General features: G+C 53.2%; 26 protein-coding genes and 1 pseudogene. All 27 read right to left on the bottom strand.

Translation table 11 applies throughout. The features are described from left to right. Nucleotides 1-15: 15 nt before the first annotated feature. The 27 genes and pseudogenes from gpJ to KXR87_RS08485 all read right to left on the bottom strand — a co-directional run bounded on the left by gpJ (nucleotide 16) and on the right by KXR87_RS08485 (nucleotide 24,121). Complete coding sequence (gpJ, locus tag KXR87_RS08615) at nucleotides 16-3,909, bottom strand: TipJ family phage tail tip protein (protein ID WP_437431850.1); 3,894 nt, start codon at nucleotides 3,907-3,909, stop codon at nucleotides 16-18. A 54-nt stretch (nucleotides 3,910-3,963) separates the two neighbouring features. Further along, complete coding sequence (locus tag KXR87_RS08610) at nucleotides 3,964-4,563, bottom strand: tail assembly protein (protein ID WP_437431849.1); 600 nt, start codon at nucleotides 4,561-4,563, stop codon at nucleotides 3,964-3,966. Continuing rightward, on the bottom strand, nucleotides 4,551-5,282 hold the full coding sequence (locus KXR87_RS08605; RefSeq protein ID WP_437431848.1) for a C40 family peptidase: 732 nt from the start codon (nucleotides 5,280-5,282) through the stop codon (nucleotides 4,551-4,553). Before KXR87_RS08605 ends, KXR87_RS08610 begins: the two co-directional genes overlap by 13 nt. Nucleotides 5,283-5,294: 12 nt before the next feature. Further along, on the bottom strand, nucleotides 5,295-6,065 hold the full coding sequence (locus tag KXR87_RS08600) for a phage minor tail protein L (RefSeq protein ID WP_437431847.1): 771 nt from the start codon (nucleotides 6,063-6,065) through the stop codon (nucleotides 5,295-5,297). Beyond that, the gene (locus tag KXR87_RS08595; RefSeq protein WP_437431846.1) at nucleotides 6,065-6,415 is read right to left on the bottom strand and encodes a phage tail protein; all 351 of its coding nucleotides are present in this window, start codon (nucleotides 6,413-6,415) and stop codon (nucleotides 6,065-6,067) included. Before KXR87_RS08595 ends, KXR87_RS08600 begins: the two co-directional genes overlap by 1 nt. 59 nt (nucleotides 6,416-6,474) lie before the next feature. Next, nucleotides 6,475-6,870: a hypothetical protein gene (locus KXR87_RS08590; protein ID WP_437431845.1), complete on the bottom strand. Its 396-nt coding sequence runs from the start codon at nucleotides 6,868-6,870 to the stop codon at nucleotides 6,475-6,477. Then, entirely contained in the window at nucleotides 6,857-7,633 is a 777-nt protein-coding gene (locus tag KXR87_RS08585) for a hypothetical protein (RefSeq protein WP_437431844.1), read from the bottom strand. The genes KXR87_RS08590 and KXR87_RS08585 overlap by 14 nt, the downstream gene beginning before the upstream one ends. Nucleotides 7,634-7,781: 148 nt before the next feature. After that, a complete protein-coding gene (locus KXR87_RS08580) occupies nucleotides 7,782-8,171 on the bottom strand; it encodes a hypothetical protein (RefSeq protein ID WP_437431843.1) in 390 nt (129 codons plus the stop codon). A gap of 99 nt (nucleotides 8,172-8,270) precedes the next feature. Next, on the bottom strand, nucleotides 8,271-11,321 hold the full coding sequence (locus tag KXR87_RS08575; protein ID WP_437431842.1) for a phage tail tape measure protein: 3,051 nt from the start codon (nucleotides 11,319-11,321) through the stop codon (nucleotides 8,271-8,273). Further along, a complete protein-coding gene (locus tag KXR87_RS08570; RefSeq protein WP_437431841.1) occupies nucleotides 11,321-11,578 on the bottom strand; it encodes a DUF1799 domain-containing protein in 258 nt (85 codons plus the stop codon). Before KXR87_RS08570 ends, KXR87_RS08575 begins: the two co-directional genes overlap by 1 nt. 47 nt (nucleotides 11,579-11,625) lie before the next feature. Then, the gene (locus KXR87_RS08565; RefSeq protein ID WP_437431840.1) at nucleotides 11,626-11,964 is read right to left on the bottom strand and encodes a phage tail assembly chaperone; all 339 of its coding nucleotides are present in this window, start codon (nucleotides 11,962-11,964) and stop codon (nucleotides 11,626-11,628) included. A 46-nt stretch (nucleotides 11,965-12,010) separates the two neighbouring features. Further along, nucleotides 12,011-12,943: a phage tail tube protein gene (locus tag KXR87_RS08560; RefSeq protein ID WP_437431839.1), complete on the bottom strand. Its 933-nt coding sequence runs from the start codon at nucleotides 12,941-12,943 to the stop codon at nucleotides 12,011-12,013. A gap of 46 nt (nucleotides 12,944-12,989) precedes the next feature. Beyond that, the gene (locus KXR87_RS08555) at nucleotides 12,990-13,439 is read right to left on the bottom strand and encodes a phage tail terminator-like protein (protein WP_437431838.1); all 450 of its coding nucleotides are present in this window, start codon (nucleotides 13,437-13,439) and stop codon (nucleotides 12,990-12,992) included. Then, nucleotides 13,429-14,028 carry a hypothetical protein gene (locus KXR87_RS08550; protein WP_437431837.1) on the bottom strand — a complete coding sequence of 200 codons (600 nt, stop codon included), beginning with the start codon at nucleotides 14,026-14,028 and terminating at the stop codon, nucleotides 13,429-13,431. The genes KXR87_RS08555 and KXR87_RS08550 overlap by 11 nt, the downstream gene beginning before the upstream one ends. 2 nt (nucleotides 14,029-14,030) lie before the next feature. Next, nucleotides 14,031-14,384 carry a hypothetical protein gene (locus tag KXR87_RS08545; RefSeq protein WP_437431836.1) on the bottom strand — a complete coding sequence of 118 codons (354 nt, stop codon included), beginning with the start codon at nucleotides 14,382-14,384 and terminating at the stop codon, nucleotides 14,031-14,033. A gap of 1 nt (nucleotide 14,385) precedes the next feature. After that, on the bottom strand, nucleotides 14,386-14,868 hold the full coding sequence (locus tag KXR87_RS08540; protein WP_437431835.1) for a DnaT-like ssDNA-binding protein: 483 nt from the start codon (nucleotides 14,866-14,868) through the stop codon (nucleotides 14,386-14,388). Nucleotides 14,869-14,870: 2 nt separating this feature from the next. Next, the gene (locus KXR87_RS08535) at nucleotides 14,871-15,212 is read right to left on the bottom strand and encodes a hypothetical protein (protein WP_437431834.1); all 342 of its coding nucleotides are present in this window, start codon (nucleotides 15,210-15,212) and stop codon (nucleotides 14,871-14,873) included. A 39-nt stretch (nucleotides 15,213-15,251) separates the two neighbouring features. Then, nucleotides 15,252-16,388: a P22 phage major capsid protein family protein gene (locus KXR87_RS08530; RefSeq protein WP_437431833.1), complete on the bottom strand. Its 1,137-nt coding sequence runs from the start codon at nucleotides 16,386-16,388 to the stop codon at nucleotides 15,252-15,254. A gap of 16 nt (nucleotides 16,389-16,404) precedes the next feature. After that, nucleotides 16,405-17,157 carry a DUF6651 domain-containing protein gene (locus KXR87_RS08525; RefSeq protein WP_437431832.1) on the bottom strand — a complete coding sequence of 251 codons (753 nt, stop codon included), beginning with the start codon at nucleotides 17,155-17,157 and terminating at the stop codon, nucleotides 16,405-16,407. 137 nt (nucleotides 17,158-17,294) lie between these two features. Next, entirely contained in the window at nucleotides 17,295-17,480 is a 186-nt protein-coding gene (locus KXR87_RS08520) for a hypothetical protein (protein WP_437431831.1), read from the bottom strand. 605 nt (nucleotides 17,481-18,085) lie between these two features. After that, nucleotides 18,086-19,195: pseudogene (locus KXR87_RS08515) on the bottom strand (phage minor head protein); the annotation flags it as partial. 1 nt (nucleotide 19,196) lies between these two features. Next, nucleotides 19,197-20,600, bottom strand: coding sequence for a DUF4055 domain-containing protein (locus tag KXR87_RS08510; protein WP_437431830.1), 1,404 nt, complete (start codon nucleotides 20,598-20,600; stop codon nucleotides 19,197-19,199). Between the two features lie 4 nt (nucleotides 20,601-20,604). Continuing rightward, nucleotides 20,605-21,909, bottom strand: a complete 1,305-nt coding sequence (locus KXR87_RS08505) for a terminase large subunit domain-containing protein (RefSeq protein ID WP_437431829.1) — start codon at nucleotides 21,907-21,909, stop codon at nucleotides 20,605-20,607. Further along, nucleotides 21,887-22,870: a terminase small subunit gene (locus KXR87_RS08500; RefSeq protein WP_437431828.1), complete on the bottom strand. Its 984-nt coding sequence runs from the start codon at nucleotides 22,868-22,870 to the stop codon at nucleotides 21,887-21,889. Before KXR87_RS08500 ends, KXR87_RS08505 begins: the two co-directional genes overlap by 23 nt. 102 nt (nucleotides 22,871-22,972) lie before the next feature. Beyond that, nucleotides 22,973-23,206, bottom strand: coding sequence for a hypothetical protein (locus tag KXR87_RS08495; protein ID WP_437431827.1), 234 nt, complete (start codon nucleotides 23,204-23,206; stop codon nucleotides 22,973-22,975). A 14-nt stretch (nucleotides 23,207-23,220) separates the two neighbouring features. Continuing rightward, a complete protein-coding gene (locus KXR87_RS08490) occupies nucleotides 23,221-23,646 on the bottom strand; it encodes a hypothetical protein (protein WP_437431826.1) in 426 nt (141 codons plus the stop codon). A gap of 187 nt (nucleotides 23,647-23,833) precedes the next feature. Beyond that, complete coding sequence (locus tag KXR87_RS08485) at nucleotides 23,834-24,121, bottom strand: hypothetical protein (protein WP_437431825.1); 288 nt, start codon at nucleotides 24,119-24,121, stop codon at nucleotides 23,834-23,836. Between the last annotated feature and the right edge of the window lie 24 nt (nucleotides 24,122-24,145).

Here is a 24,145-nt window from a genome sequence, read left to right as displayed (position 1 = left end):
GGACGTGAGGACTAATTATCTTGTCTGTACGAATGAGCCGCTGCCACGCATGACCAGCACCGTCGGACTGAGTATTTGCACTGCGCCCATCCGTGCGAAAAACGAACAATCAACCACCGGCGCTCTGGTTTTTACAGTAAACATCAGGGTGGTATAAAAACTTGCGGTTGAACCGGATGGATACGCAGGGCACTGAATCACAAACTCCTTGGTTCTGTTACCGATAGAGATAGCAGCTGTTGCCCCTCCGCCGTTAGCCAGTCTGTATGTGGCCATTAACGTTATATTTTTTTCACGATTAGTCGTTCCTGAGTCCGTATATGTGAATGACACAGTTGAGGAGGTGTCATACCCGGTATCAGGGAACGACTGCCCGTTTGCAACGTCACCGACAAACGAATCAGCCTCTACGGTGCCTTTAAAGGAGCCGCTGGTCGCAGTAATTTTCCCGGTAAATTCACCATCTCTGGCATAAACAACTCCATTAAACACGCCATCGTTAGCATAAACATTGCCGCGAACCGTCACACTGTTAAACTCCGCGTCGCCGCTCTTGTTTATCAGCCAGCCCGAGACATTAGTCCTGTAATTATTCGAGGCGATGTAATTGCCAATTTTCGCGTTTGTGATAGTGCCGTCCTGAATAAACGCGTCATTCAGAAACACCTGACCGTTTACGATTGCAAACGGCGAGAACATCTGGCTCGTACTGCTGCCGGATAACATCACCAGCTCGTTGGCGTTGATGGCCACACGCGTCGTGATCCTCCCGTTGTCAGCCAGCACAGCGACTGACAGGCCTGCGTCGTAATAATTGCCGTTGTACTGAACGCCTGCCTTCAGGGTGTAGATAGCGTTGGCACTGGTGGCGTCTGCGTAAGCCGTGAATTTCTGGTTTATCGCTGCCGACTGCTCGATAAATTTCTGGTTAGTCGCGTTTGCCTGGTTAACAATCTGCTGATCCTGCACCGTAAATTTTGCCGTCGCCTGCTGCTCAAACGTAGCCAGAGACTGCTGTGTATCAGTCTGTGCCTGGCTGATACTCACCACACTGGCTTCAGTTTTCGTGATCCTTCCAGTAAGAGCATCCACACTTTGCGTGGTGGCCTGTACCGTTGTGGTCAGAGAGGCCATCGCAGAATCCGTGGTAGCCTGCGCTTTTTTAACGGTCAGGATTTCAGCTGCACTGTCACCGAACTGAACAGCGACCAGATCCTTGAACTCGGCGTAGGCCTGATTGGCATCAGCGATTAACGTCTGAGCCTGGGATATTTCAGCCCGCGCAATGCCAAACTGCTCGAAAGAAACCTTTGCCCCCTGGATGTCTGCCAGCGTGCCCTGCAATATCCCGGCGATGCCAAAATCAATTTTTTCAGTCAACGCCTTACCGTCCGCGGCCAGAAGCACCTGGTCTTTGATGGCGTCCAGATAATCGCTGGCCTGGTCGTTCGACATCCCGCGCACCCAGTCAGTCCAGTCTGACTGGTTACCGATACGGTCGACAAGGCGTGCCCGGTACCAGAACTCCTGCCCGGCACGTAAACCCGCCTGGGTGTATGAATGCTGGGGATAAGGTACGCCGGCCAGGAGCATCGGGGTGTTACCCGTGCTTGATACTGAGTATTGAACTTCTGTCTGAAGAGTATCTTCGCTGCCTGCTGGGAACGCCCAGTTGAGTTGAATACCCCAGTTGATTGGCGTGGCAACGAGCCCAACAGGCTTGGGTACCGCGCCGATTCGCCCACTTAGGTGCGTAAGAGTGGAGGAAGCCCAGAGGCTCGTCGCCCCCCCGGAATTAATGGCACAAACTCTGACGAGATAGTCGCCTTCAAATATCCCAGGCACTTCAATATTACGTAGCCCTGTCGCAGGAACATTGATCCACTCGTTCTCACCCCGCTTCCACTGCACCCGGTATGAAACTATATCTGCCTGGGGGTTGCCGTTCTTATCCAGAGGAGGATCCCAGGATGCAACCAGAGTGGCGATACGCTGCCCCTGCCGGACTGAGTCATAACTGGAGATAACTACATTTCGTGGTTGTGCCACCAGCCCGGTCGGGATGAGGCTAATTGGAGGCGTATCCAGGCGGGCATTATTATCTACGGCATCGTATTTTGATGCATTGTATTCGACCCCGGTAATGGTGAATGTATTTTCCTCATCATTAAATGTCAGGTTTGTTACTCTGAAATACTGCAGACGGAGTTGTCCGGCATCGATAACGAATATGGCGTTAGGGAGTGGTGCAGCTTTGAACGGTGTGGATACAATCAGCTGCGTGCCATTTACTGCCTGGATAATCCGACTTTCAACAGTGCCGCCCTGAGTGCGGATCAGCAATGTATCCCCTGCAACAGCACTTGTCCCGCGATCCGTTGTAACAGCTTTAATCCCGGCCTTATATTCGGTGATGCGTCCGCCATAAATGCGACCGGACACCCGTTCATCAGCAAAGGCAAAAACTGTTCCCGGTACATAAACAACCCCGTCCAGACCCGTCTGCAGTGTGATGATTCGGTCCAGGAAATTAGAGTAAACCGCCCATCCACCTCGTCGCTGCGCCTCGCTTTCACGCGTACAACCGATAGCTGTTAACTGTGTCTGCTTAAATTTGAACTGCTTCACGAGTTCGGGGAACATCACTGCCGTAGTACGGTCCTGATAGTGATTGTCCGGATCGCTGAAGTTAACAAGCGCACTGGAGAAGCGGGTCTTTTCACTGGCGCTCGAGTACACCGGCTTGCCAACAACCGAAGCACGGGTAAGGATCTGCAACCTGGACGTGTCAGCTGGCATATCGGAGACAACATTGAACATGTTGTTGCCCCAGAAAGTCATTCCGTTGAAGCCCGCGGCGATATCCTTAATTACCTGCCAGGCATCGGCTTCGGACTGGATATAGACGTCGAACATGAAGCGAGGCTCATTACCGTTGCCACCTTTCCCGTCCGGTACCTTCTGATCGCAGCGTTGGGCAATGCGGTAAAGCTCCCACTTATCCAGCATGTCTGCAGTTACACGACGACCAAGACCAAAACGCGGCTCAGTAAGAACGTCGAACCATATCCAGGCTGGATTGTTGCTCCATCCCCATTTGAACGTACCGTTCCAGGTTCCGCTGTAACTGCGGGCAACCGGGTCATAGTTTTGGGGAATACGGATGATGCGCCCTTTGGGCTTGCAGGAGATCTTGGGAATATTGCTGAATGATTTTGCATTAAATGACACATACAACAGCGCTGTATGCGGATAACGCAGGCGCGCATCGATCACTTCAGTAATCGCCTGCACCTGCGTTTTATTTTGCAGCAACTGACTGGTACTGTCTGCGGTGTCGCGGACTACACGAATTTGCCAGCCAGTATTGGCCTTTGGCAAATTAATGCGATGCGTCAGTTCGTACAGCGCGCTGAGTTTCTCCGTGACTGTTTTAGTCATGATGGTGGAATAAGCGCCACCATCTGTAGCCAGGTCGATATGGTATTTGACGGTTGTGCCAACAATATCACCGTCTTTTTCCTGCTTTTGTAGCTGCGGAATACCAATGCGCACCAGCACTGCGTCGAGCTGGGTATTGCTGATAGCCCGTGTCCATGACGTTGCTTTCGTGAGTGAAACGCCAATACTTGTTTCATTTTCGACAGCGGGGAAACCGGGAATTGGTGTCTGGGTCTGCGTTCCCGGTCGAAAATCCCACGAAATGCCCTCAAAATTCATTGTGCCGTCAGCATTGCCCAGCGGAGTGCCATCCAGGAATATACGTGTCGCATCCAGCCCACCCGCAAATTCCCCCTCCCCTAACGCCAGCAGCATACGGCACCGCGCCATCGACTGAGCTGAATCCGGCTGTTCAACGGGCTTATGCTGCTTCTGGCCGCCGCCCTTTGCACCAGTAATCGTTGCCATATTGCATCCATAAAAAAGCACCCGATTGGGTGCTAATTGAAGAGTAAGAAATTCTCAGATGTCCTCGGCCACGATCCCCGCACTGATTATGGCGCCGCCAATCTCGCGCTCACCATAAAGCAGGGCTACAGGATTGCCCATTGCCATCGTGTTAACAGCTCCACCGAAGGCATAGCTTGGTTTGTTATCAGGATCTTCTCTGCCCTGTAACCCCTTAGGTTGAGGAGAAAGCATCTGATAGATACCGCCAGCCATCATTGAGGCACCTGACATAATAAGTCCTGCGCCAAAAGTTAGACCGGCACCTGTCCACAGCGTAGAAACACCGACAACGATCCCGGCGACAACCATCACTGCCCCCAGTATCGTCTGGAACATGCCCGCCTTTTTAGCGCCCTCCATCACTGGAGCAATACGAATATCGCTATCGCCATTCAGATCTTTGAAATCCTCCACGCTGATATTTCGCTTTCCGCGAAACACCGCGAACGTCATTCCGTTATTTTTGGCATTCATCAGGTAGGCTTCCAGCCCATCAAGGTTGATACACAATGCCTTCACCGCTTCGGCTGATGTCTGAACAGCCAGTCTGTGAACGCGTCCAAACCGCGCACCCATTACGCCATAAAGTCGAATAGTGGTTAACCGCGCCATGGCTTAATCTCCTGAGGCAAGTTCTTGTGGCGGACGCATATCATCGTCCGGTCTTTGAAATAACCGCGGGCGTACGGCGTAATACAGGATGGCTGGCCGTACAAGTGGTGAAGCAGCTCGCCTTCTTCGGTGATGATCCCCGCATGGTTCCACTTGGCAGACTCAACCTGCATGATGACCATGCAGCCCGGCGCCGGGTCGCATTCGATAAACCCCTCACGCTCCCAGTTCTCGAAATACAGGTTGTCCGGGTACTGGCTCTCCCACCATGGATAATCCACACGGAAATCGTTAAGCGTCACGCCCTGGGTGGCGTGCCAGTCCATGATCAGCCCCCAACAGTCGTGCGAACCGAGGATGAACGGGCGGCCAACTAATGGGGTGACATCAGGTGCTATCTCTGCATACTCATCGCAGTCCGGCGCGTAGATTCCCCAGACCACGCCGGAGTTATTGCACTGCTGGCGATCGCGGTCTGAAGGAATAGGCCGCGCCCCATCGCCCGGATGGGAGTGGATGACGCGAACAATCGTTCCGACATCCTCAGCATTCGCCCAGTGCTCGCCGTCAATGCGAAAATGTTCTGTCGGATTTTCGTGGCTGTTCAGTACCGGGATGTAACGCTGACGACGTCCCGACTGAACGACGAAGCCGCAGCATTCACGCGGAGATTCCTCCAGCGCATGTGCGCGGATCGCCGCCATTATAGTTTTGTTCATTGGTATGTCCGGTTATCGGGAGAAGAGAACAGTTGCCGGGAAGCCGCCAAAATCGAGGTTTGCTGCGTTAGGTTCTGCCAGTCCGGCCCCAAACCGCTTACGACAATCACTCAGGCAGCCGCCGCACACATCCAGCGCCGGATCAGTGATTGCATTCCCCTTCGCATCGAAATACGCCGTGCCGTTGTAGGTGCAGCCGTCACCGCTGCGATATTGTCCACGTAGTGCCCATTCGCATAATGACGTGATTTGCCGGGTTGGAATCACGAGGCTTTGCAAATCCGCAGGGCTACTCAGTGACCACGTTACAACCTCGTCGTCTTCAGCCGTTTTCGTATCAAACCAGAAGGTCTGGAGAGAGAACATTGTCGAATCTGCTGTCGGGTTAACACCACCCGGGAAGTTCACCGCATCGATGTAAACCGCGTAGGTGTCGATGATGCTCACTTTCGCATTCACCATGTCCTTAAACTGAAGGCAGAGCGCCGTGATGTGCCCGTCAAGGTTGGAAACGCTCAGGGTTGGCTCAGCGGCCTGGTCAGTGGAGAGGGCGAGACCTGTTATCTGGAACGGCCAGTAATCGAAAGTTTTACCACCCCATATAATTGGTTTGGGCCCCAGTTTGTTCTCGTCCCCTTTAGCCGCATCGATTTCAGCTGGGGTATGGTGAAATGGCGCGTAGTGAAAGCGGTGGATCCCGCCGCTGAACTCGGAGGCGTCTACTTCGACCAGGCGGACCCTGCCACCCGGTGCCAGCATCGCCGCCTGATCGACAAGTGCCATTATGCGTATACTCCGTAGGCCCGTTTGATAGTGAAGGTCAGCTCAGAGAATTTACTGCTCAATTGGTTTTTCCGCACGGAGTCAGCGACAACCCGATAAAGCCCTTTCACCTCACCTGGCGGCGTGATGATGAAAGCCTTGACCGTGTGGGCCAGCAGAAAATCGCGGATCGTGTTTACTTCCGCCTCAGTCCCAGTGTGCTTCATCGGCACCTGAATGGCCGTGGAGTTGATGCCATTGTCAGCAACCTGTTCATAGCCATCGCCAAACTGAGCTGTTCGTATAGCGTGACTGTATTCGATAGCGCCCGCTCCAAGTTGCGAACGCCAGCTGTAGGTTTCAACTGCCATATTTGCTCCATAAAAAAACCCAGCCGGAGCTGGGTTCGTTGTTAATATATGTTTGATATTCAAGATGCTATAGCTTTTTTTAGGTCATTCCATTTTTGGAAAAACAGTCTGGAACTAGCTAGTGCTGTTTCAGCCATTACCTTACTTACAGTAACTTCCGATATATGGTAATCAGCCTCGTTACGCGCCTCTCGCTGTTGGCGCAAACTGTAACCGAGCAGTTTCATCTGTGCGGAGTCGTATGGCTCTAATTTGTTTTCCGACTTGTTGCACATGTATCCAATCAGATTGCTGTGATGATTTGATGAAAATGCAGGAACGGACTGAAGTGATTCTATAGCGTGGTGATAACTCGCATAGTAGGCACGAGAAACACAACTGCGATAGCCAGTTTCGTTTTGCAATTCAATTAAGGAATCAGCACAGCTTAAAATATCATTACTATTCACTGGCATAACTAATCCCAGAATGTAGTTCACGAGAAGGTGAGAATCTGGCCACCAAACCACAATCATCTAACAAATCGACATTGCATATTTCTTGGGCTAACTCCCAATTGAGATCTGCGATAAAATTCGCATCTTTATCAGGCACATCAACAATGTAGCATGGGCTCCGGTTTTTACTAACCTCTACAAAACCAGTTATAAGTCTGTGCTTTTCAGTTAAGTCCCAAATGATACTTGCAAGAGTATGGAATTGTTCTGAAGTGCAGCCACTCAGAGAGTATGCTCCGTCCACCTCAGATAGAAGCTCAAGTTTATGCTTCTCAGCACCAGCACGATTTTCATCCTCAGAAAGTAGCTTAATGTGCATGTCCATGTAGTGAATTAAACGCTCCCTATCCCCAAATCGATAGGCCATGGAGTAGGCCGTGCAACTTAAGGTTTTCGAACGATGGACATCAGCTATGGCATAGATCCGAGAATTTAAAAGATTTACGCAACCAGAGTGGCGTAGCATAAAGCAATAATTTGTGGCGAGTGTCGAGTTATTCATTATGTCGAATGACTCAAACGTTGTTATTGCTTCTTGTATATTTCCATAAAGTGCATGCAAGAAACCAAGCGCAGAAATTGAAAAGTTTGAGCTCAGATTTTCTAGCTCTCTCACGCCTCGCCTGTAAGAAAATTCATCAATTGGCATACCCTCTAACAGCATGTGCCCGTAGAGTTCCAAAAGTTGAATGGCCTTTTCTTGAGGTACACCTGTTGCCATTTTCAAACCCAATTACAGAAGATAGAAAAAGTCTACGCGACGGATAACGCTAACGCAATCACTGTACAGGTACTGTATAGGCAGCGCCAAGTTTTAACCAGAGGCCAAAAGCCCCGCGTTAGCGAGGCTGGTGTTAAGGTGGACGGCTTTAAAGAAGATCCACTCCGCAGTTAGTTTTATACAGCTTTTTCAGTGTTGAATCAGGTTGGGGAATGATCCGGTTTGCCTCAACTGAGTAATTCACCCCTCTTGAAAAGATACCTTTTGAAGTCATCGTCAAATAGACATAAAAGGGGTTATATCCACCGTAAGCGCCATAAAGGTTTTTTCCGTTTATTTGCCCACAGATATAACCGCTTACTTCATCGCCATTATCCTTATCTAAGCGAAATATTACATCGCGGAACTTGGCGCTTTCCGGGTCCATCATAAGGTCAGCGACTTGTTTTTTACCTAGCTCAATCGCCTTTTTTTCATCGGGTTTGCAGGCTGTAAGCGCCAGACAAGCAAGACCCAAGCATAGCCATTTATTCATCATCAACCCCTTGATTGCCGTGTATTTCACATAATAACCAAGGGATGCTTTTGTGTAACTAAGTGCGTGTGATATTGCTATCTCAGAATCAAGCCTGGCCAGTCATTTGGTCTGGAATTGCCTACCAAGCAGGCCATCACTTCTTGCCGCCCTCATTAAGACCTCGGTCACCTTGGCCTCAATCTCCTTTCCTAATGCCCGTGCCGCAGAACTACCATCTCCGGAAGTGTTTGCTGATGTGTTCCCCTTATTGTCCACATAGATATCAATATTCACCTGCGGCGCACTTCCGCCACCGCCCTGCGCCCTGACCCCCAATCGCCCAGCAGAATCACGCGTCAAAGGCATTATCGCCTCAGCACCAGCCTCAGCAAAAACACCACCTTTTGCAAACTTCGACGCGCCCTGGAAGCTGAAATACTGCGGGGAGTCATAGACGCCATTCACATACTTACTGAGGCCTGGAGAGTCATAGACTCCGCCTTTAGCATTACGGATGGGCCCTTGAAAATCGGGACTGCCGATACCACCGCCTTGAGGGTTAGTTTTTGCCGAACCACTTATCCAGCCCATTGCAGCCTGGACTGCATATGCTACAAGCAGTTGATTAACTACTTGGGCAATCATCTTCAGCATTGAAGTAGCGAACGATTTAAAACTGGCTGTACCTGTTGTCACAAGGTCTGTCAGCATGTTGGAAATGCCGCTAAAAGCTGACCCGGCTGCATTCCGCATTGCTTCATATGTGTTTGTGGCCGTATCCACATAATCAGCCCATCCGCGTTTTGCTCCGGCTTGCCAATCACTTCGGAGTTCGTCCTCTTTTCGATATGTTTCCTCTTGCTGCGCTAACACCTTTTCCTGCGCAGCAGGATTGAAAGCATATGCTTCGGATAACCGCTGCCGGGTAGCCGCCCGCTCTGTTTCGCGGGTAGATAATCCCCTTGCAGCGGCCTCAATTTCCGCCAGCTTTGCCGCCTGCTGTTGCGTGAACTTTGTGGCTTGGTCGGCAAGAGTATTGAGTTTCTGCTGCCTAGCAATCTGATCACCTAGCCCCGCATTTATATCTGCCTGGGCCAGCAACTTCTCTTTGTTCGCCAGCAGAGACTTTTCATCCAGCGTCAGTGCGCGACCTTTTGGGTCATTCGCCGTCGCTTCGAGAATGCTGATTTTAGAGATAAGATCCCATTGCTGCTTTCGCTGCTGGCTTATCACATCGTTGATATCTCGATGTTCTTGCAATGTTTTTAACTGCGACTGAAGCGCAAGCGTCTCAACGTTGAAAGTGTCAACAGAACGGTCGCCAGCATCAACTTTCACTGCTGGAGTTTTAGGTGTCTTCGGATCTTTATACCGCTCGTTAAATTGAGCAAGATGTCTATCCGCTTCAACCTGCGTGATATAGCCAGCCTTAACTGCCCGTGCGTATTTCTCGGCCTCTTCTGTTCTTTTTTGCGCATTGGTAGCTAACGATTTCTCACTGGCATCCATTTTAAGGCGAAATGCCAGTTGCTCATCATTGAACTGCTTGGCTTTTGCTGAGTTTTCCTGCTGTAGGTTTATCAAATCCTGCAGACCAGCCTTCGCAACCTCTACAGTGGGGAGTTGTGGTTTAGCTGCCTCGCGGTTGACGTAATCCCATCCAGGCAATTCATTCCCACCAGTCCGTATACCTTGCTCCCGAAGCCCTACGGTTGGGGTCGCTTTGAGGTCATCCAGCGAGAACTTATATTTACCCACCTTATCAATCAGTTCATCCCACCAACCGCCCGTGAGCTGAAGAGATGACACAGAAACATCTCCGAATTTCTTCTGCGAGCCAGCCAGTTCATCGACAATGGCTTTGGTAGCCCCAGCCTTATCTCCTGATTCAGTGAGGGCTTTAACGTGCTCATACAATGCAGCAGTGGCGAAATGGTATTGTTCGTTCAGGCTCACCAGTGACTGAACAGGATCATTACCAATGCGGGAAAATTGCTTTAGCAACTCATCAACGCTTTGCCCGGTTGTTTTGGTCATCAACAAGGCGGTTTCGGAGAATTGTGCTATTTGGTCTGCAGATGCTCCCAGGGCCGTAGCCTTGGTTACGGCATCAACGGCAACTGATTTACTAACATCCCGAGCCGATGCCAATTGCCGGGACAGCGCCTGCAGGCCTTCGGCGCTTTTCCCCGAAATATTACCAGTCTTTGCCAATGCCTGATTGAGTGCCTCAATCTGCTTATTGTTCTCATACGCCTGATAAGCAAGGTAAGCAAATCCACCAGCTACAGCCGCCAGCCCAACGGTTACAGGATTTAATAGTCCCAAAAGGCCTGTGATATAAGAAGTCACCCCCGAGATTGCGCCCTTCACCCCACCAAACTGGTCTTTTATCTGCCCGCCCTGCTGTAGCAGGATCAGGAATGGAGATTGCCCGCCAGCAAGCTGCGTTGCAATGTCAGTAAACTGCGCCGGCAGCGTGCGCATTGCTGCATTGTACTGACCAACTGAAATACCTGCTTTGCGTGCCGCTGCCTCCTGTCGGGACAGCGCTTCAGGGATTACGTCTGCGACGCCAGACAGGCGCTCACGCGTCTGGTTAAGAAGGCTGTTGAAGTGTTCGAACTGCGCGCCGTTAATGCGTCCTGCTTCAAAATGAGCCACCAGTTGCGCATGCTGCTCATCCAGTGAACTGAACGCACGAATCGTAGGGTCGATTGCACCCAGCAGGTTTTTCAGTGACGCCGATTGCTTCTCAGCTGCCTGGGTGGCTTCCAGTTTAATCTGAGCACGGGCAGCAGCCTCGCCGGTATCCGTCAACTTCAGGCGCGTATCGTCGAGAATCTTGTTATAGGCCTGGAAGGTGTCGGTATCCAGAAAACCCCTGGTCTTGAAATTACGCAGTGCATCCTGCTGTTCATCAAGGCGATTCAGAGCCTTGGTGACAGGATCGATATTTTCCAGCAATCCTTTCAGCGCTTCGCGCTGTTCCCGGATGCCTTCCGCTCCCTCGCGAGCGGACGGCTTCACCCTCTTCGCGGCGTCTGCCAGGGCATCAGCACCAGCAACTGCACCCGTTGCGGCTTCGTTCAGTTTATCGAGTTCATTACTGGCTGTTTTCAGGTCGGAAACATCGGCCCGCAAAGTAATCGAGGCGATTTGATCTGTCATTAGCTCGTCTCCTTATGCATCACTTTGAGAGCTTCACTTTCCATAATTTGAATATCAGCCATGCAGGCCGCCGCATCCTCAACCCCGTGTAATTTGAACATCCAGGGGAGAACGTTGTAATCAAGGCCAGTAGCCCCGCTCGCGCCGACGCGCCATTGTGTCGCCAGGGCAGAGAAGATGGTGAAGGCACGCCAGGCCGACGGCAGGATCCCCACCTCTTCCTCCACATCCTCAGGCGTCAAACCAAAAGCGGCCAACTCCGCGAGAGTCGGTCCAGGCGTATACAACGCTGCAGCGACCTGCCTTAGTTTTTTTCGCGGATCGCCATCAGCTCTTTGGTATACGCCAGCCCGATGTGGTCGAATGCGCGGGGATAGTTCTTCAGCAGGGTAATAACGTTTTCACGGTTGAAATCGTCCGGTAATGCCCACGCCTCAACGATCTCAAGCAGGTAATCCGCTTGAGGTTCTACAGCTGATTTCTTGCCTTCGGCACCCTTCTGGAGCTTTTCATCCATGGCGTGCAGTTCGTCCAGGGTTTTGTGGCGAAAGGTGAAGGTCAGCTTTCCATCCTCTTTCCCGGCACGAGGGATGCTCGCAGTGGTGGAAAAAGTGGGGTCCGGAATCAGGGAAAATTGGGTCATTTTGGTTCCTCAGAGAAAAGAAAGCCCGGCGAACCGGGCCAGTTAATTAGCTGACGGTGACCGTGCAACCAGATGAGGCCAGGGTCTTGCCTGCGGCGTCGGTGACCTCGCAGGTGTAAGAACCGGCATCGCCGGATGCAACCGAAGGGATGTTGAACGTCGAGGCTGTTTTGCCCGGGATAGCGGTACCGCCTTTCTTCCATACGTACGTGTAAGGCGCGGAGCCGCCCTGCATAACCACCGCCAGATCCAAAGAAGAACCTGCAGCAACACTTTTGGTGGATGGAAGGTTAGTCAGGAAGGCAAGAGGTGTAGCGGATGAGTCGGCGATCGGGTAAATCTGCATGTCCGATTCGAAGTTCATGCGCGCTTCGTTACTTTCCACTGCGTTGATTTCGGTTTTAGGCACGCGCTGGAATGACACCTTGGCGGAATAGAAGCGGTCGGCCTTACCACGCGGATTGTTAAACCATACCGCAGTGGTATCACTCGAATCATCGAGGTCAATCAGACGCTTATAGATAGCCAGTTGCGGGTCGTGGGCGAACGTATAGACCTGAACCACGGCGTTTTTAAACGTCGGGATGGTACGGGCCTTATCATCTTCCAGGAACTGCACACTGATGGTCTGCTGGTCACCACCTTCGGTGGACAGCGTCATAACCTGCGGCATGGTGATCCACGAGTCGATTTTGCGCAGAGTACCCGCGCCGGTGCCCGCGGGGAATTTCCTGGTGTCGGTGGTATCGAATGCTTCCAGCACTATCTTGGTGCTGGTAACCGATTTAACGCGTAGCACCATGTTATCGAGCTTCAGCCAGCCAGAGCTGACCTGAACGACATCGCCCGCCAGAATGCCGGCAGCGGAGGAAACAGTAAGCTCACACTCCGTTGCATTCGATGCTGCAGTGAAAACAATTGGTGCCAGATAGGCCCTGGCCACGTTCACACGTGAGCCATTGGGGATAGCGAATGCCATAGCACTCTCCTGAATTTAGATAATAAAAAACCCACCGGGTGGTGGGTCAGTAATCAGCGCGGTACTGCATGCTGACGGGAGTGGTGTAGGTGATGGAGCCGCTGCTGCCGTTTGGTGCTGACGTTGGTCGGTCCTGTACTGGCGTACGAACTTGTGGTGGTCCGTTTATGTACACTGTCAGGTCGCCATCCACGAGCGGCAGACCTTCAGGGAAAGCATCAGCAACAGACTTAGCTAACCCCCTGGACAAGCTCACACCGTTACCTGCTGGTGCGATGATGTTGAGTTGGAGAATGCCCTGATAGGTGCGCAGCTGGCCTTCCATATCCTGCCCCACGGTTTGCGCCGGTAAGACATAAACGCGCCCATACGGCGCATTATCAGGGGGAGCGAAGCCGATGTTTGGCCAGGCCACTGGCAGCCCAATAGAGGAGCAAACAGCCGCTACACGACCTTCCAGCAGATCAGCAATCCGCATTGACTGATCACCGGCCATTACGCACCTCGCTCATTGCTTCACGGAATAGTTGTGCCGCGTCAAGTGCTGTCAGTCCGACCATACCGCCTGGCGCCTGATTTGAATGTCCGTTTTCCAGCGCCTGCGCATATGGCAGGTTGTTGGTGAAGAATATCGAGCTGACCTGCCCTACCCTGAACACCTCAAGCACCGCCAGGCCGCGGGAATTTGAGCCCTGGCCGGAGGCGTCAGGCGTGTCGTTCGACTCTGTCGGCTGGCTATCAAAGCCCACATACCAGTTGTTTTTGAAGCGCCCACCGACATAGCCATCTGGCTTTTTGATGTCCATCGAATCATTGACCTTAAGCCCACGCTTAAGCCGCCCGGCCTTCGTCAGGTTTGCCGGGTCATCACGCAGCGCAGCATTGTGGTCTCGTACCGCATCGTTATAGGCTGATGCAGTCTGGTTGACCTCCCAATTATCAGGCTGGCCAACCGGGGACATATCCACCAGCCGCCCCAGGATTTTGATACCCGTTCGCCTGATAACGTTATCCATTTCCTCCTTAGAGCCATCAACGAACAACTTAATGGCAGCCAGGAACGGCTGATTAGCAGAACTGTCCATAGTTACGCCCTTAGTTGGATGTTATAGGAGATCAGCACGCCGGCAGGTTTAACCGGATTAGGCTGTACCACCCGCCATGCCTTGCCGTCGATCTCAATGCGGTCGTCAATACGCACTTCAGTTTCAAACGTGGCTGCGAGTTTCTTGTCACCAGTGGCAATCAAGGAGCCATCGATTTCACGGGAGGAATACTCGGTGATAACGCCAGTGACGGTCGAAGTGATCGCCGGAGTCGTTAACTCTTTACCGAACTGATCGCGGGTAGTGCCGCCACCGCGGGTTAGCGGATAGGCCTTCCCGTTCTCGGTCAGCAGCCGGGTCGCGGTGTTTCGCATGCGTCGGTAGTCGATTGCCATATCACCCCCTTTCAATGCGGATCTGATTGCCGCCGACCACCAGCCCGCGCAGCGAGGAATAGAACCAGGGGAACGACGGCGTAGCCTTGTTCGTGCCAGGTTCGTACTGGACCGTTACCGCGCCCTCAACACGCTCCATAACCACCGCGCCACCACCAGCGACCGACGGCGTGAGGTCAATCTCCTGCGACTCGATAGCCAGGCGACATTGCGCATCAACCAGAAGTTGAGGGATGGCGTCATCCGGCATGTCAACGCCATCGAAGCGCACGCCCGAACGCGGCCATGACAGCGGCTGCGATGCGCTGGAGCGCTGCCCTCGCCATATTTTCCCTTCCAGAAAGTCCATCGCCTGCATCAGCAACGTCTCACACTCTTCATCGTCGGCAGGAATGGTATATCTGCGCCCCGCCACGAATGCGCGCAGGTCAACCACGCTGGCATAGCTGTTGAAATCACGTGAATGGGGATCGGCAACCAGCATGGTTATTCCTCCAGACGCCAGTCCAGCGCCAGCCAGTTGTCAACCTCGTCAGGGTGAACCCCAGCGCTCAGCGGGCCGCCTGGGAACTCCGGGGTATCACGCACCATGACCACCAGCACAACTCCCTGCTGTTCCTGCTGCTGTTCCTGCTGCTGTTCCTGCTGCTGTTCCTGCTGCTGTTCCTGCTGCTGTTCCTGCTGCTGTTCCTGCTGCTGTTCCTGCTGCTGTTCCTGCTGCTGTTCCTGCTGCTGTTCCTGCTGGGCAGGAGTTTGATCAGCACCGTTCTGCGCGGCAAGCTTTTCAGCTTCACGCTTCGTGCGTTGCTCTCTGGTTAATCCGGCCATTGGGCCTCCTGAAAAACAAAGGGGCCGAAGCCCCTGTGGTTAACCCATGATGATGGTGGAATGCTCAGGCTGAACGGATGCAACACCCCACGCTACACCAACCTCATAGCGCACCTGACGGTACTGGCGATAAAGCGCGATCTGGAAGGTGATGCCAGAGACCGGATCGGTTACGTTCATCACGTCGTCAGCGGTATCTCCGCCTTTTGGCATGGCCGGGGTACGGCAAGCCAGCAGGAATGCGTTACGGTCAAAGGCAACGTTTGGCACGAACTCGCTCAGCACTGTGACAGTTGCCTGGTCTGCAAGGTCCTGACGCAGGCCGGGCGCTCCGATGGTGATAGCGGAAGAGGTTGCCGCTACGACCATGTACTGGTTGTCATCGCCATCGAACTTCACTGCGGTCCCGGCAGCAATACCGCCAGTGCCAGCAGAGATAGCAACAATGATGTCGCCCTCTTTCTTCGCGCCGTTGACCTTATAGCCAGCCGCAGTGCTTTTCGCGGTGCGCTTGATGTTGGCAGATTCGTGCAGGTTAAAGCCCATCACACGACCAATGATGCCTTCACGCAGCAGTTGATCGGTACCGGCTTCGTTCGCTTTGAACAGTACGGACTGTTTGCCACGGATGGACGCCATCGCTTCGCCGCCCAGGACCATGCGCAAGTCAGTGGTTGGTGCGCCGTTATCAGTCAGCACCTGGCGAGCGTTCGCCGCATCAGACAGGTCGTCTTTGATGCTGAACGGGGTGTCTTTCGGCGCGCCAACTGCGCGGGAAGACTTGTAAGCCAGCGCTGCCAGGTCAGCGTCCATTTCGTTGCTCAGTGCGCGGAACGCCTGAGAGAACTGGTCAGCCAGAACAATGTCATAGGTGCCTGATGGCCCGATGGCAAGCTGCTCTTCACCATTCCATTTGACCGGAGCCATTTTGGATTTGGTGATTTTGACGTCCACAGTACCAATGTTCTGATCACCGTCGTTTGGCGCGGTTGCCGCCGGAGTGATATCAACGGTGGTGGTTTTTGGTGCGACCGGTGCGGTCACGGTCTGGTTTTTAGCCGCGGCATCGGCTTTGGCGTTACGGGCCACTGCCGGGATAAAGCCTACCTGCTCACGGGATACGCGATTCAGGGCGGTGAAGATAGTTGGGATAAGGCCAGTGAGGGTGTTGGACATTCAGGTTTCCTTTCGGTTAATCAACGATGCTCGTGCCGCCGCCAATTACCGTTTGTTGTTCAACTGGTGGTAAGGCGTCGAAAGCAGCGCGTTTCATGGTTTTCTGCCCGGCCTGATGCTGCGACTGGTGAGAGCCACCGCCGCTGGTGCCGGACGATTTGAGGATGTAGTCTTTCTGCGGATGCAACTCGACCAGGGATTCCAGCGCTTCATCGAAGCCAGCCAGTTCGCCAGGCTTGGTGCGAGAGAACACCTTGTTGCCCTGCCCGTCGTAGGCCACGACCTTGCCGTCTTCGATTTTGAAGTTCTGGCCGAAGTGGGAACGCACGAACTCAGCCGGGATCGCCATCTTCTCGGAGATAAATTTCGAACCACCGAAGCGGCCGCCGATCATCTCGTCGTAGAGCTGGGTTTCGAGCTGTTTGGTCTTGCCGTTCGCTTCGTCCAGCTGCTGCTGGTAAACCTTGGTGATCTCGGCCTTCACCTGGTCAACGGCGCCAGCGTCGATCAGCTTCTTCTGGTCGATTTTGGTCATCATTTCCAGGGCCTCAAGCGCCTTGGTCGGGTCGGAGATGCCAGCGAATTTCGCGAGACTGGCTTCCGCCGCCTCCTTCGCTTCGCGGTGAGATTTGGCTTCACCGTTCAGGGAGGTGATTTTGGTCATCGCTGCGACCGCGTCAAACGGGATTTCTTTGCCGTCATCATGGACATAGACAGGCATACCGTTTTCAACGACCACATTGCCGTTAGCATCAAGTTTGAGTTTCATTGTTTTGCTCCAGCCTTCCGGCCATTGATAATGGGTCATCCGACCCGGGCGCCGCGTCGCATCCGCTCAGCGGCAGGCATAAAAAAAGGCCGCCGGGAGGCAGCCTTGATTTGATTTATGAAAATCAGAGGTGGGAATTATTCAGTGCTGTGAAGCCTGGTATAGACAGAGCCGATCAGGACGCCAATCATTCTTCCTTCAGGTGTGTTTTCTCCGGCCTCCTTGCAGATAACATCAAGCTGCTCAATAACGTCATCAGGCAGCGGTTCGGCATGGGCCAGTTCAGATGCTTTTTTCAGGTACGGGAATTTATTCTCAGCCACTCTAATATCTCTGGGTCGATAATGTTTTGGTTATCACCATTCATGAATGCGGAAATAATCTCAGCAAACAGTTCCCTGGGCGATTCTGCAGAATAGGCGCTTAATGCACGCCACCAGCCTTTATCATAGGCACTTTGAATAAGTGGGCCAACTTCTGGATTAGCGTAATACAGGTGATGCCCCATCTCATGCCAGACAGTGCCCTGCACCGAAGGTACTGCGACAAAAGGCAACTCTGCGGGGGCAACATCGTCTACGGATTTGGCTATTTCTCCGGATAAGAGTTCTGGCCGCACCATGAAAGTCATGTCCACGCCGACACTGTTTTTCCTGATGGTTTCCCATGCTGCCGGGTCAAGCGCCCACGGGGCCACATGCACTGCCTTACGATCTGACAAATATGCACCGGCGGCCGTACTTTTAATTCCTTCCTGTTCGCCAAACGACGTCAGTGGGGGCAAGTCAAATCGAGTGATAACGTCTCGCGCAGCGCCAGCCGCCACTCTTGCAGACTCAATCGAAGTACCCTCAGGGAAGTGAAGATCCTCAGCAATAACACCGCGCATACCATGTTCAATTTCTGCAACGGTCTGCGCATCTTCCAGTGAAAAGTTTTTGCCTTCAGGACTCGATACACGCCTCAGTTGTTGAAGGGTGAGAAACTCCCCACGGTCGTTAAACATCTCAGGTACAGTGATTTTGCCATCACGCAACATCAGTGCCCTTGTCACGCCCAGTACCTGTTCCTGCCGTGCGTATGGCTGCCGGGCGAGCCAGTCGGCATAGCTGGTTTGCGCTGGCACCTGTCCATCCATTGATGCGCGTGTGGTGCTACTCAGCTCGCCGGAGGGAATCTTCAGCTCTTCCCACGATTTCGTAACCAGAATTTCGCATGAGCGACAACAGAAATGGATTTTACCGGGTCCGCGCAGATACGGAATCTGATGCCCCAGCGGCTTGCCATCGAGCGAGTAAAGTTTGCGGTCGCGGATGATGCACCACTGGCTGGTATGGGTGTCCAGCGTGGATGACCACTGTTTGGCCTTCACGATATCACTATTAGCCTGGGCGAACTCCTGACGCGCAGTGGCGGCCATATGATTAACCGCTGTACGCGTCACTACAGCCAGGTCGCGCCGGGATGCGTTGATTGCCCCGTCTTCACGGTTGAGTTTTGGTGTGCCGGCAACGCGCCGGACAATCTGCTCTACTGTTTCCCCCTGGAGGAACCCAGATCGGACAGCGTTGGTGATTTTGTCCAGCCGGTCAGCCTCAAGCTTCTGGCCCCACTCCTTCAGCAAGCGCCCCTGGAACGGCTGCGCCACTGCTGCGGCGTAAACCTGCTCAGATGCGATGCTCTGCAGCGGCACATGCTTGAGGATTTGCTGCGGTATGATGCTGCTGAACAGGTCCAGTTGATACCCGACCTCATACTCAACGTAGTGCATCAGTTCGCGTGCCAGCGCCTCGTTAATCGGTTCGTAGGCCTGCTGATTAAGCTCACGTACTCCAGCCAGCATCGATGCCAGGCGACGGGCGGTGTAGGTATCCGCCCGTTTGCCGTCCAGAAGCACCAGCAGTTTCGCGGCCAGCTCTGCATCCAGTTTATTCAGCAGCGCCACCATGCGCCGGGCGACGCCAGTGCCGTAGCGCGTCACATACAGGCCATGCGCTATCGTCTCATCCTGCAGACGGTCGTTGACGGAACGGGCCATGTCACACCTCTTCTGTTGGAGGTTCGGTCAGGGAGGCCGACTCGGTCAGCAGTTCGCTCAGCACCACGTCAGGGTCCGCATCGGCATCGATGATGTTCAGCTTCTGCAGGGATTTGATAGCATCCACACGACGGATATCACCGCCCTGACGTAACGCCTGGATGGCCAGCGCAGCTGGTGGGTTAAACTCTTTCGACTCCACATCCAGTTCGGTACGGACATCAACGCTGCCGCCATCTTTCTCACCGATGTACTCAGCCATGATTTGCAGGATGTTGTCTATCGCATCCTCCAGGCTGGTTGCCATGGTGTAGAGCGGCGATTGCTCCTGCATTTTCTCTTCAGAGGTCTGGTCTACAGACTTGGTCGAGGTATTGTCGGTGCGCAGCAGCTTCGCGCCAGCCTGGCGCATCTGTTCTACCAAATCGGTAAGAGAATCTTTTCCGGCACCAATGGCAGACCCGGTGTGCTCGGTGTATTCCATCCCCTGCTTTTGCCGATCGGAAAAGCTGGTAGCCGAAGAGGAACCAATAATTAGTTCCTGCCCTTCCTCAAGCCCAAAGACGGACAGAATGGGAACTCGAACAACATGGAGAATGTTGTCCTGCTCGCTCTGGCTCTGCCAGTGCTTCACGTTCAACAGTGCCATATTCAGCAGCGGCGGCGAGCCGCACATAAAGCCGGTGCGCTTGGTGTAGAGCGTGACCAGGGTGATATCCCGACGGGAGGTTTGCCATTCGTCGTGTAACGCCCAGGTGGCCTGCACCTCTGCACCGGTAGACTTCCGGAAAATCTGCACCTTGCCCGGCGTCAGGAGGCGGATCTGTTCGACTTTCGTTTGCCCGAAGTCATCACCGTCTTCGACCACCACCTCTTTTATGCGCAGCGCAGTGAGCTGAACCTTGCCACCAACCATCCTCGACTTCCAGCCGATCACCTGGCGGGGATTCAGCATGGTGACGTACGGGCGCGCGCCGGTGGCCTTCTCATCCGCTTTGGTCTTCACCTGTTCGGTGTCAACGCGAGGATAGTCCACCAGCGCATGGGAAAGGCCATACTGCATCGCCAGGCTAAAGAACGACTGCGCCCATACATCCAGACGGGTGCCTTCAAGGTCCACGTTTTTTGCGAACTCACGCAGCTGGTCCGGCACGTTCTCGCCCAACTGGATTGGCTCAGCGAATACGCGTCCGACGTTCTGGTTGATCGTCTCTTCGTAGGCAGGAAGGAGCGTGGCTACCGCCAGGCGCTTTTTGTAATCCTCTTTGTCTTCTTTAGGCCAGCGCGGGAGATATGTTTCACCGAGCTCGCGCATGTACAGTGTGCCGCCCATGAGGGCGTCGTTAATGTCCCACGCCTGCACCATGTTCCCATAGTCCAGATTGGGTGTTGAAATATCAGGCATGGAGTTAAATCCGAAGTTGAGTGACTTTGCCGGTAGGCTTAATGATCGGGAATTGCTTCACGATGTAATACCCGCCAGCATCATTGGGGTGATCGTTGTCGGCTGATTTGTCCGGCTCGCCGTTCGCCGCCCAAACCTGCTGTTCCAGGCTGTCGGTATAGACCGGACAGCGGGTAACGTTCACTTTGTAACGTCGCTCGCCGTTGCCGTTGCAGAACATGGCATTCATGGAGTTAATGCGATCTTTCACCGGCGGGTTGGCTGCATTCACCACCACGCTGAATCCGGCCTGTTTGAGCTGCGCGATGTCCGTGGCGCTGGCATTGTTCGATTTGCGCGAATCACCGGAGGCGTCGGGATAGATGTAAATCTGACGCGAGGCGACGTAACGCCCACCTTCATAACGCCAGAACTCCTCCTGGATGCGCTTAATCATCGCCGGGGTATCGTAGACCTTCACCAGTTCACGAACGGCACGTGGCTCTCCGTTACGCAGCACATGAACAATGGCCGCCATCTTCCCGACGTTGAAGTCCATACCGATGTAAAGCGGTTCGCCAGCTTGTTCCTCATCGACACATCCATTCAGCCGGCGGTCGAACTGGTGGTAGATAGTGCCGCTGGTCAGGTTGGTGAACCGTCCTCGCAAATACGCCTTAATCAGCTCTGGCGGATAGGAATCCATCAGCGAAGGGATGTAATCGTGGGGAAGGTTCGCTTCATTATCGAACGTTGAGGCCTGTATCAGGCCATACAACGTCGCCAGTTCAGGCTTATCGCGCACCGCTTTAACAAACTGCTGGTAGACGAACTTAAAGCCCTCTGGTGTCGTGGTCACATCAATGCCGTTACGCAGGCCGTCAACCTTGTAACGCATACGAGCGATGATTTTTCGCCATGCCTGCTGCGCTTTTGCAGCGGCCATAACGTCCAGTTCATCAACCATCGCGTTGCCGATTTTGAAACCGACAATAGAACCGGGCTTCTCCATCGAACGGCAGATAGTCGTTCCGCGGTACTGACGCCCGGCGTAGAAGTGAACCTCTTTGTTCCCCTCGTTAATTTTGACGTTCATGCCCCAATCGAACGCTACCTCTTCTACTGTCGGGTAGAAGATGTCACGGATCTGCGGATAGGTCGGCGCGAAGTAGCCCTGGTTGATTTTGGGGAACTCCCACATTCCTTTGCAGATACCGCCGCAGCCAACCCACGTCTTACCGGAACCGAACCCGGCAACGTAGGCCTTAAACTTATGCGGCATAGCGAGGAAGCGCGCCTGGGGAACGTTAAGCGTCGGCGCTATCATCACGAATCCTCGCGTCTACCACGTTAATGTTGATTGCAACTGGCGCCGGAACATCATCATCAGGATCGGCTGCCAGCTCTTTGCGGAGTTTTTCCACCTCCAGCTGCCGACGCTCGATTTCAATCTGTTGCAGACGCTGCGCAAACTCACTATCGGCCAGGCCAAGCCGCTTCATCACGGCTTCATACATGCGCTCGCGGCTTATGGCTGTTATCTCAACGCCATTCTTACCCAGCTTCACGCCGGAATAAGCCAGGGCAGCATCAGGGGGAAGTTTCCGTGTATCCGCGAAGTATGGCTGTCCTATTCCGTCGCCATTGCATCGTGGACAATCAGGGTTAGGTTCCCGGTTGTGGTCGTAGCCATAGCCACCAACGTCTACCGGCTCTTTACCCTTTTTCTCGAGCGCTTTTAGCCGATGCTCTTCAAACTCCACCATGTCACGCCACTGGTAATGGTGGCCGAAGCCCCAGCAGTAACGACACGCACCGCGGCGATACTGCGAAAGCTGGTTTGCATCGAAGGTGGCGAGCTGCCACATCTGCGCGAGGACTTCATCTGCACTACCAAGGGTGCGCTCAATAGATGCTTTCTGCTGCTGCGCAATAGCCTGAGCCACACTAACTTTTGCTAACAGCCTTGCACCCTGCTCATTGGCTGTCTTTTTACTGTACCCCGCCCGGATAGCAGCCTGTGTGGCATTGCGATCCTTAAGGTATTCTGCGACGAAAAGTCTTTGCTGTGCCGTCAAGCCATCATCATCCACCAGCTCATCTGCGCACTTTTCCTTTTGCGCAGTGCGAACTTTCTTCTGCGCAGTTTGCGCAGTAGGCTTTTTGATGTGTCGGCGTGCGGTTGCATAATTCAGTCCCTGCGCTTCACACCACTCCTTCGGTGATACGCCGGTTACGGCATGGTCGGACAGGAACCGTTGCTGAAGCTCGCCCCAGTCCGGTTTTGCCATAAATTATCTCTTGAGCTTTGCAAGTGGTGGCAGATAGTTACTCAGTCACTAATTAAACAGAGTGATAAGAATGAAATTGCTTAATTTGGAAGGTCAGCAGGTTTAACGTGGTAGGCGTTCGATCTTTACCTCGCCATAACGAATGCGATGTTGCACTTCACCGTTTACCGCCACAATGTGGCCTCTATAATCACGCTCAACGTACACGACTTCCCCCTTAACATCATCAGCAGTCAGACACGTCTTCACTTCAACGCCATCGAGATACACGGTGATACTTTCACGACCGGGGATGATTCGCTCACCCGGATCATCTTCAAGGACTGTTATTCGCATCGTGACCATCCTCCTTAACGCAACAAACCGCCGGGATTTAACTCTTTACTGATGGCAGCTTTGACGAGGCTGGTAGCCAGCTCGGTGAAGCGCTCATCAACAGTCTGCTCCCATGACTTCACCGAAGAAGCTGAAAAAATTCTGCCGGAAATGAAAGCTTCATTGATGAACACATGTCCATCCTCAGTCTTAAATTGCGGTTGTTTGCCGAAGTCGCCCTCCACCAGATAGCTAATAGCAAACTCTTGCCCGGCAGCGGTGAGGAAGTTGTAATGATTCTCACCACGAAACGCCGCCACCGTATCCTGCGTCTTCACAAAGCCCAGCTCACGCAGTTCGGCAGCACCAGCCTTTGACGGCAAATCGCCATTCGCCAGCGCGCCACGAAAGAAAAGCGCGTGCAGGACGTCGCCAGCAGCGCAGGACAATTCTTTATTCATGGTTGTTTCCCTTTTAGGTGTGAGCCTGTCGAACGGGAAAACCGCCGCTGAAGCGGAATGCCCCAGGCTCACTACTGAAAGATATCGTTAGGCTGCGCGTACGAGGCGCAATAAAAAAGCCACCAGCGGATGCCAGTGGCTTAGACAGAGAAAGTAAAAATCCGCCTAAAGGGGATTAAGACCACATTTAGGAATTATCAGCACCGCCAGGGCGGTTAACTGGATTTGTAACTTCAAACAGGCGAACTACAGGTTCAGATACACCATCGCTTACTGATGTTCGAATGGTATGATCATCACGTGGGGTGAAAGTAACATCAACTTCATAACCCATTGCTGCATGCTCATCGCACAAATAAGCGTTGGTATTTTGTGCCCAAATGGCAGAAAGATCATCGAGTTCACGACGAAGACGAACGCCGATAATCTTATTTGCCGGACGGCCACACCCTCTAATGATACAGATGCCTGACATCCTATTTTCCTTTTCTGGTTAACC

Origin of the sequence: Yokenella regensburgei (genome assembly GCF_051486985.1) — a bacterium.
In the GTDB taxonomy this organism is placed as follows: Bacteria; Pseudomonadota; Gammaproteobacteria; order Enterobacterales; family Enterobacteriaceae; genus CBFFRJ01.
Note: the sequence above shows the minus strand (reverse complement) of the source record. Positions and strands in the feature narration are given on the sequence as shown.

Bases quoted from the DNA above. Each gene is read 5' to 3' on its own strand.
- KXR87_RS08565 (WP_437431840.1), bottom strand. From the start codon at position 11,964: ATGACCCAATTTTCCCTGATTCCGGACCCCACTTTTTCCACCACTGCG.
- KXR87_RS08560 (WP_437431839.1), bottom strand. From the start codon at position 12,943: ATGGCATTCGCTATCCCCAATGGCTCACGTGTGAACGTGGCCAGGGCC.
- KXR87_RS08605 (WP_437431848.1), bottom strand. From the start codon at position 5,282: ATGAACAAAACTATAATGGCGGCGATCCGCGCACATGCGCTGGAGGAA.
- KXR87_RS08600 (WP_437431847.1), bottom strand. From the start codon at position 6,065: ATGGCACTTGTCGATCAGGCGGCGATGCTGGCACCGGGTGGCAGGGTC.
- KXR87_RS08540 (WP_437431835.1), bottom strand. From the start codon at position 14,868: ATGCTGGTTGCCGATCCCCATTCACGTGATTTCAACAGCTATGCCAGC.
- KXR87_RS08530 (WP_437431833.1), bottom strand. From the start codon at position 16,388: ATGTCCAACACCCTCACTGGCCTTATCCCAACTATCTTCACCGCCCTG.
- gpJ (WP_437431850.1), bottom strand. From the start codon at position 3,909: ATGGCAACGATTACTGGTGCAAAGGGCGGCGGCCAGAAGCAGCATAAG.
- KXR87_RS08595 (WP_437431846.1), bottom strand. From the start codon at position 6,415: ATGGCAGTTGAAACCTACAGCTGGCGTTCGCAACTTGGAGCGGGCGCT.
- KXR87_RS08550 (WP_437431837.1), bottom strand. From the start codon at position 14,028: ATGGACAGTTCTGCTAATCAGCCGTTCCTGGCTGCCATTAAGTTGTTC.
- KXR87_RS08510 (WP_437431830.1), bottom strand. From the start codon at position 20,600: ATGCCTGATATTTCAACACCCAATCTGGACTATGGGAACATGGTGCAG.
- KXR87_RS08590 (WP_437431845.1), bottom strand. From the start codon at position 6,870: ATGCCAGTGAATAGTAATGATATTTTAAGCTGTGCTGATTCCTTAATT.
- KXR87_RS08535 (WP_437431834.1), bottom strand. From the start codon at position 15,212: ATGGCCGGATTAACCAGAGAGCAACGCACGAAGCGTGAAGCTGAAAAG.
- KXR87_RS08585 (WP_437431844.1), bottom strand. From the start codon at position 7,633: ATGGCAACAGGTGTACCTCAAGAAAAGGCCATTCAACTTTTGGAACTC.
- KXR87_RS08575 (WP_437431842.1), bottom strand. From the start codon at position 11,321: ATGACAGATCAAATCGCCTCGATTACTTTGCGGGCCGATGTTTCCGAC.
- KXR87_RS08495 (WP_437431827.1), bottom strand. From the start codon at position 23,206: ATGCGAATAACAGTCCTTGAAGATGATCCGGGTGAGCGAATCATCCCC.
- KXR87_RS08485 (WP_437431825.1), bottom strand. From the start codon at position 24,121: ATGTCAGGCATCTGTATCATTAGAGGGTGTGGCCGTCCGGCAAATAAG.
- KXR87_RS08525 (WP_437431832.1), bottom strand. From the start codon at position 17,157: ATGAAACTCAAACTTGATGCTAACGGCAATGTGGTCGTTGAAAACGGT.
- KXR87_RS08580 (WP_437431843.1), bottom strand. From the start codon at position 8,171: ATGATGAATAAATGGCTATGCTTGGGTCTTGCTTGTCTGGCGCTTACA.
- KXR87_RS08490 (WP_437431826.1), bottom strand. From the start codon at position 23,646: ATGAATAAAGAATTGTCCTGCGCTGCTGGCGACGTCCTGCACGCGCTT.
- KXR87_RS08545 (WP_437431836.1), bottom strand. From the start codon at position 14,384: ATGGCAATCGACTACCGACGCATGCGAAACACCGCGACCCGGCTGCTG.
- KXR87_RS08500 (WP_437431828.1), bottom strand. From the start codon at position 22,870: ATGGCAAAACCGGACTGGGGCGAGCTTCAGCAACGGTTCCTGTCCGAC.
- KXR87_RS08555 (WP_437431838.1), bottom strand. From the start codon at position 13,439: ATGGCCGGTGATCAGTCAATGCGGATTGCTGATCTGCTGGAAGGTCGT.
- KXR87_RS08610 (WP_437431849.1), bottom strand. From the start codon at position 4,563: ATGGCGCGGTTAACCACTATTCGACTTTATGGCGTAATGGGTGCGCGG.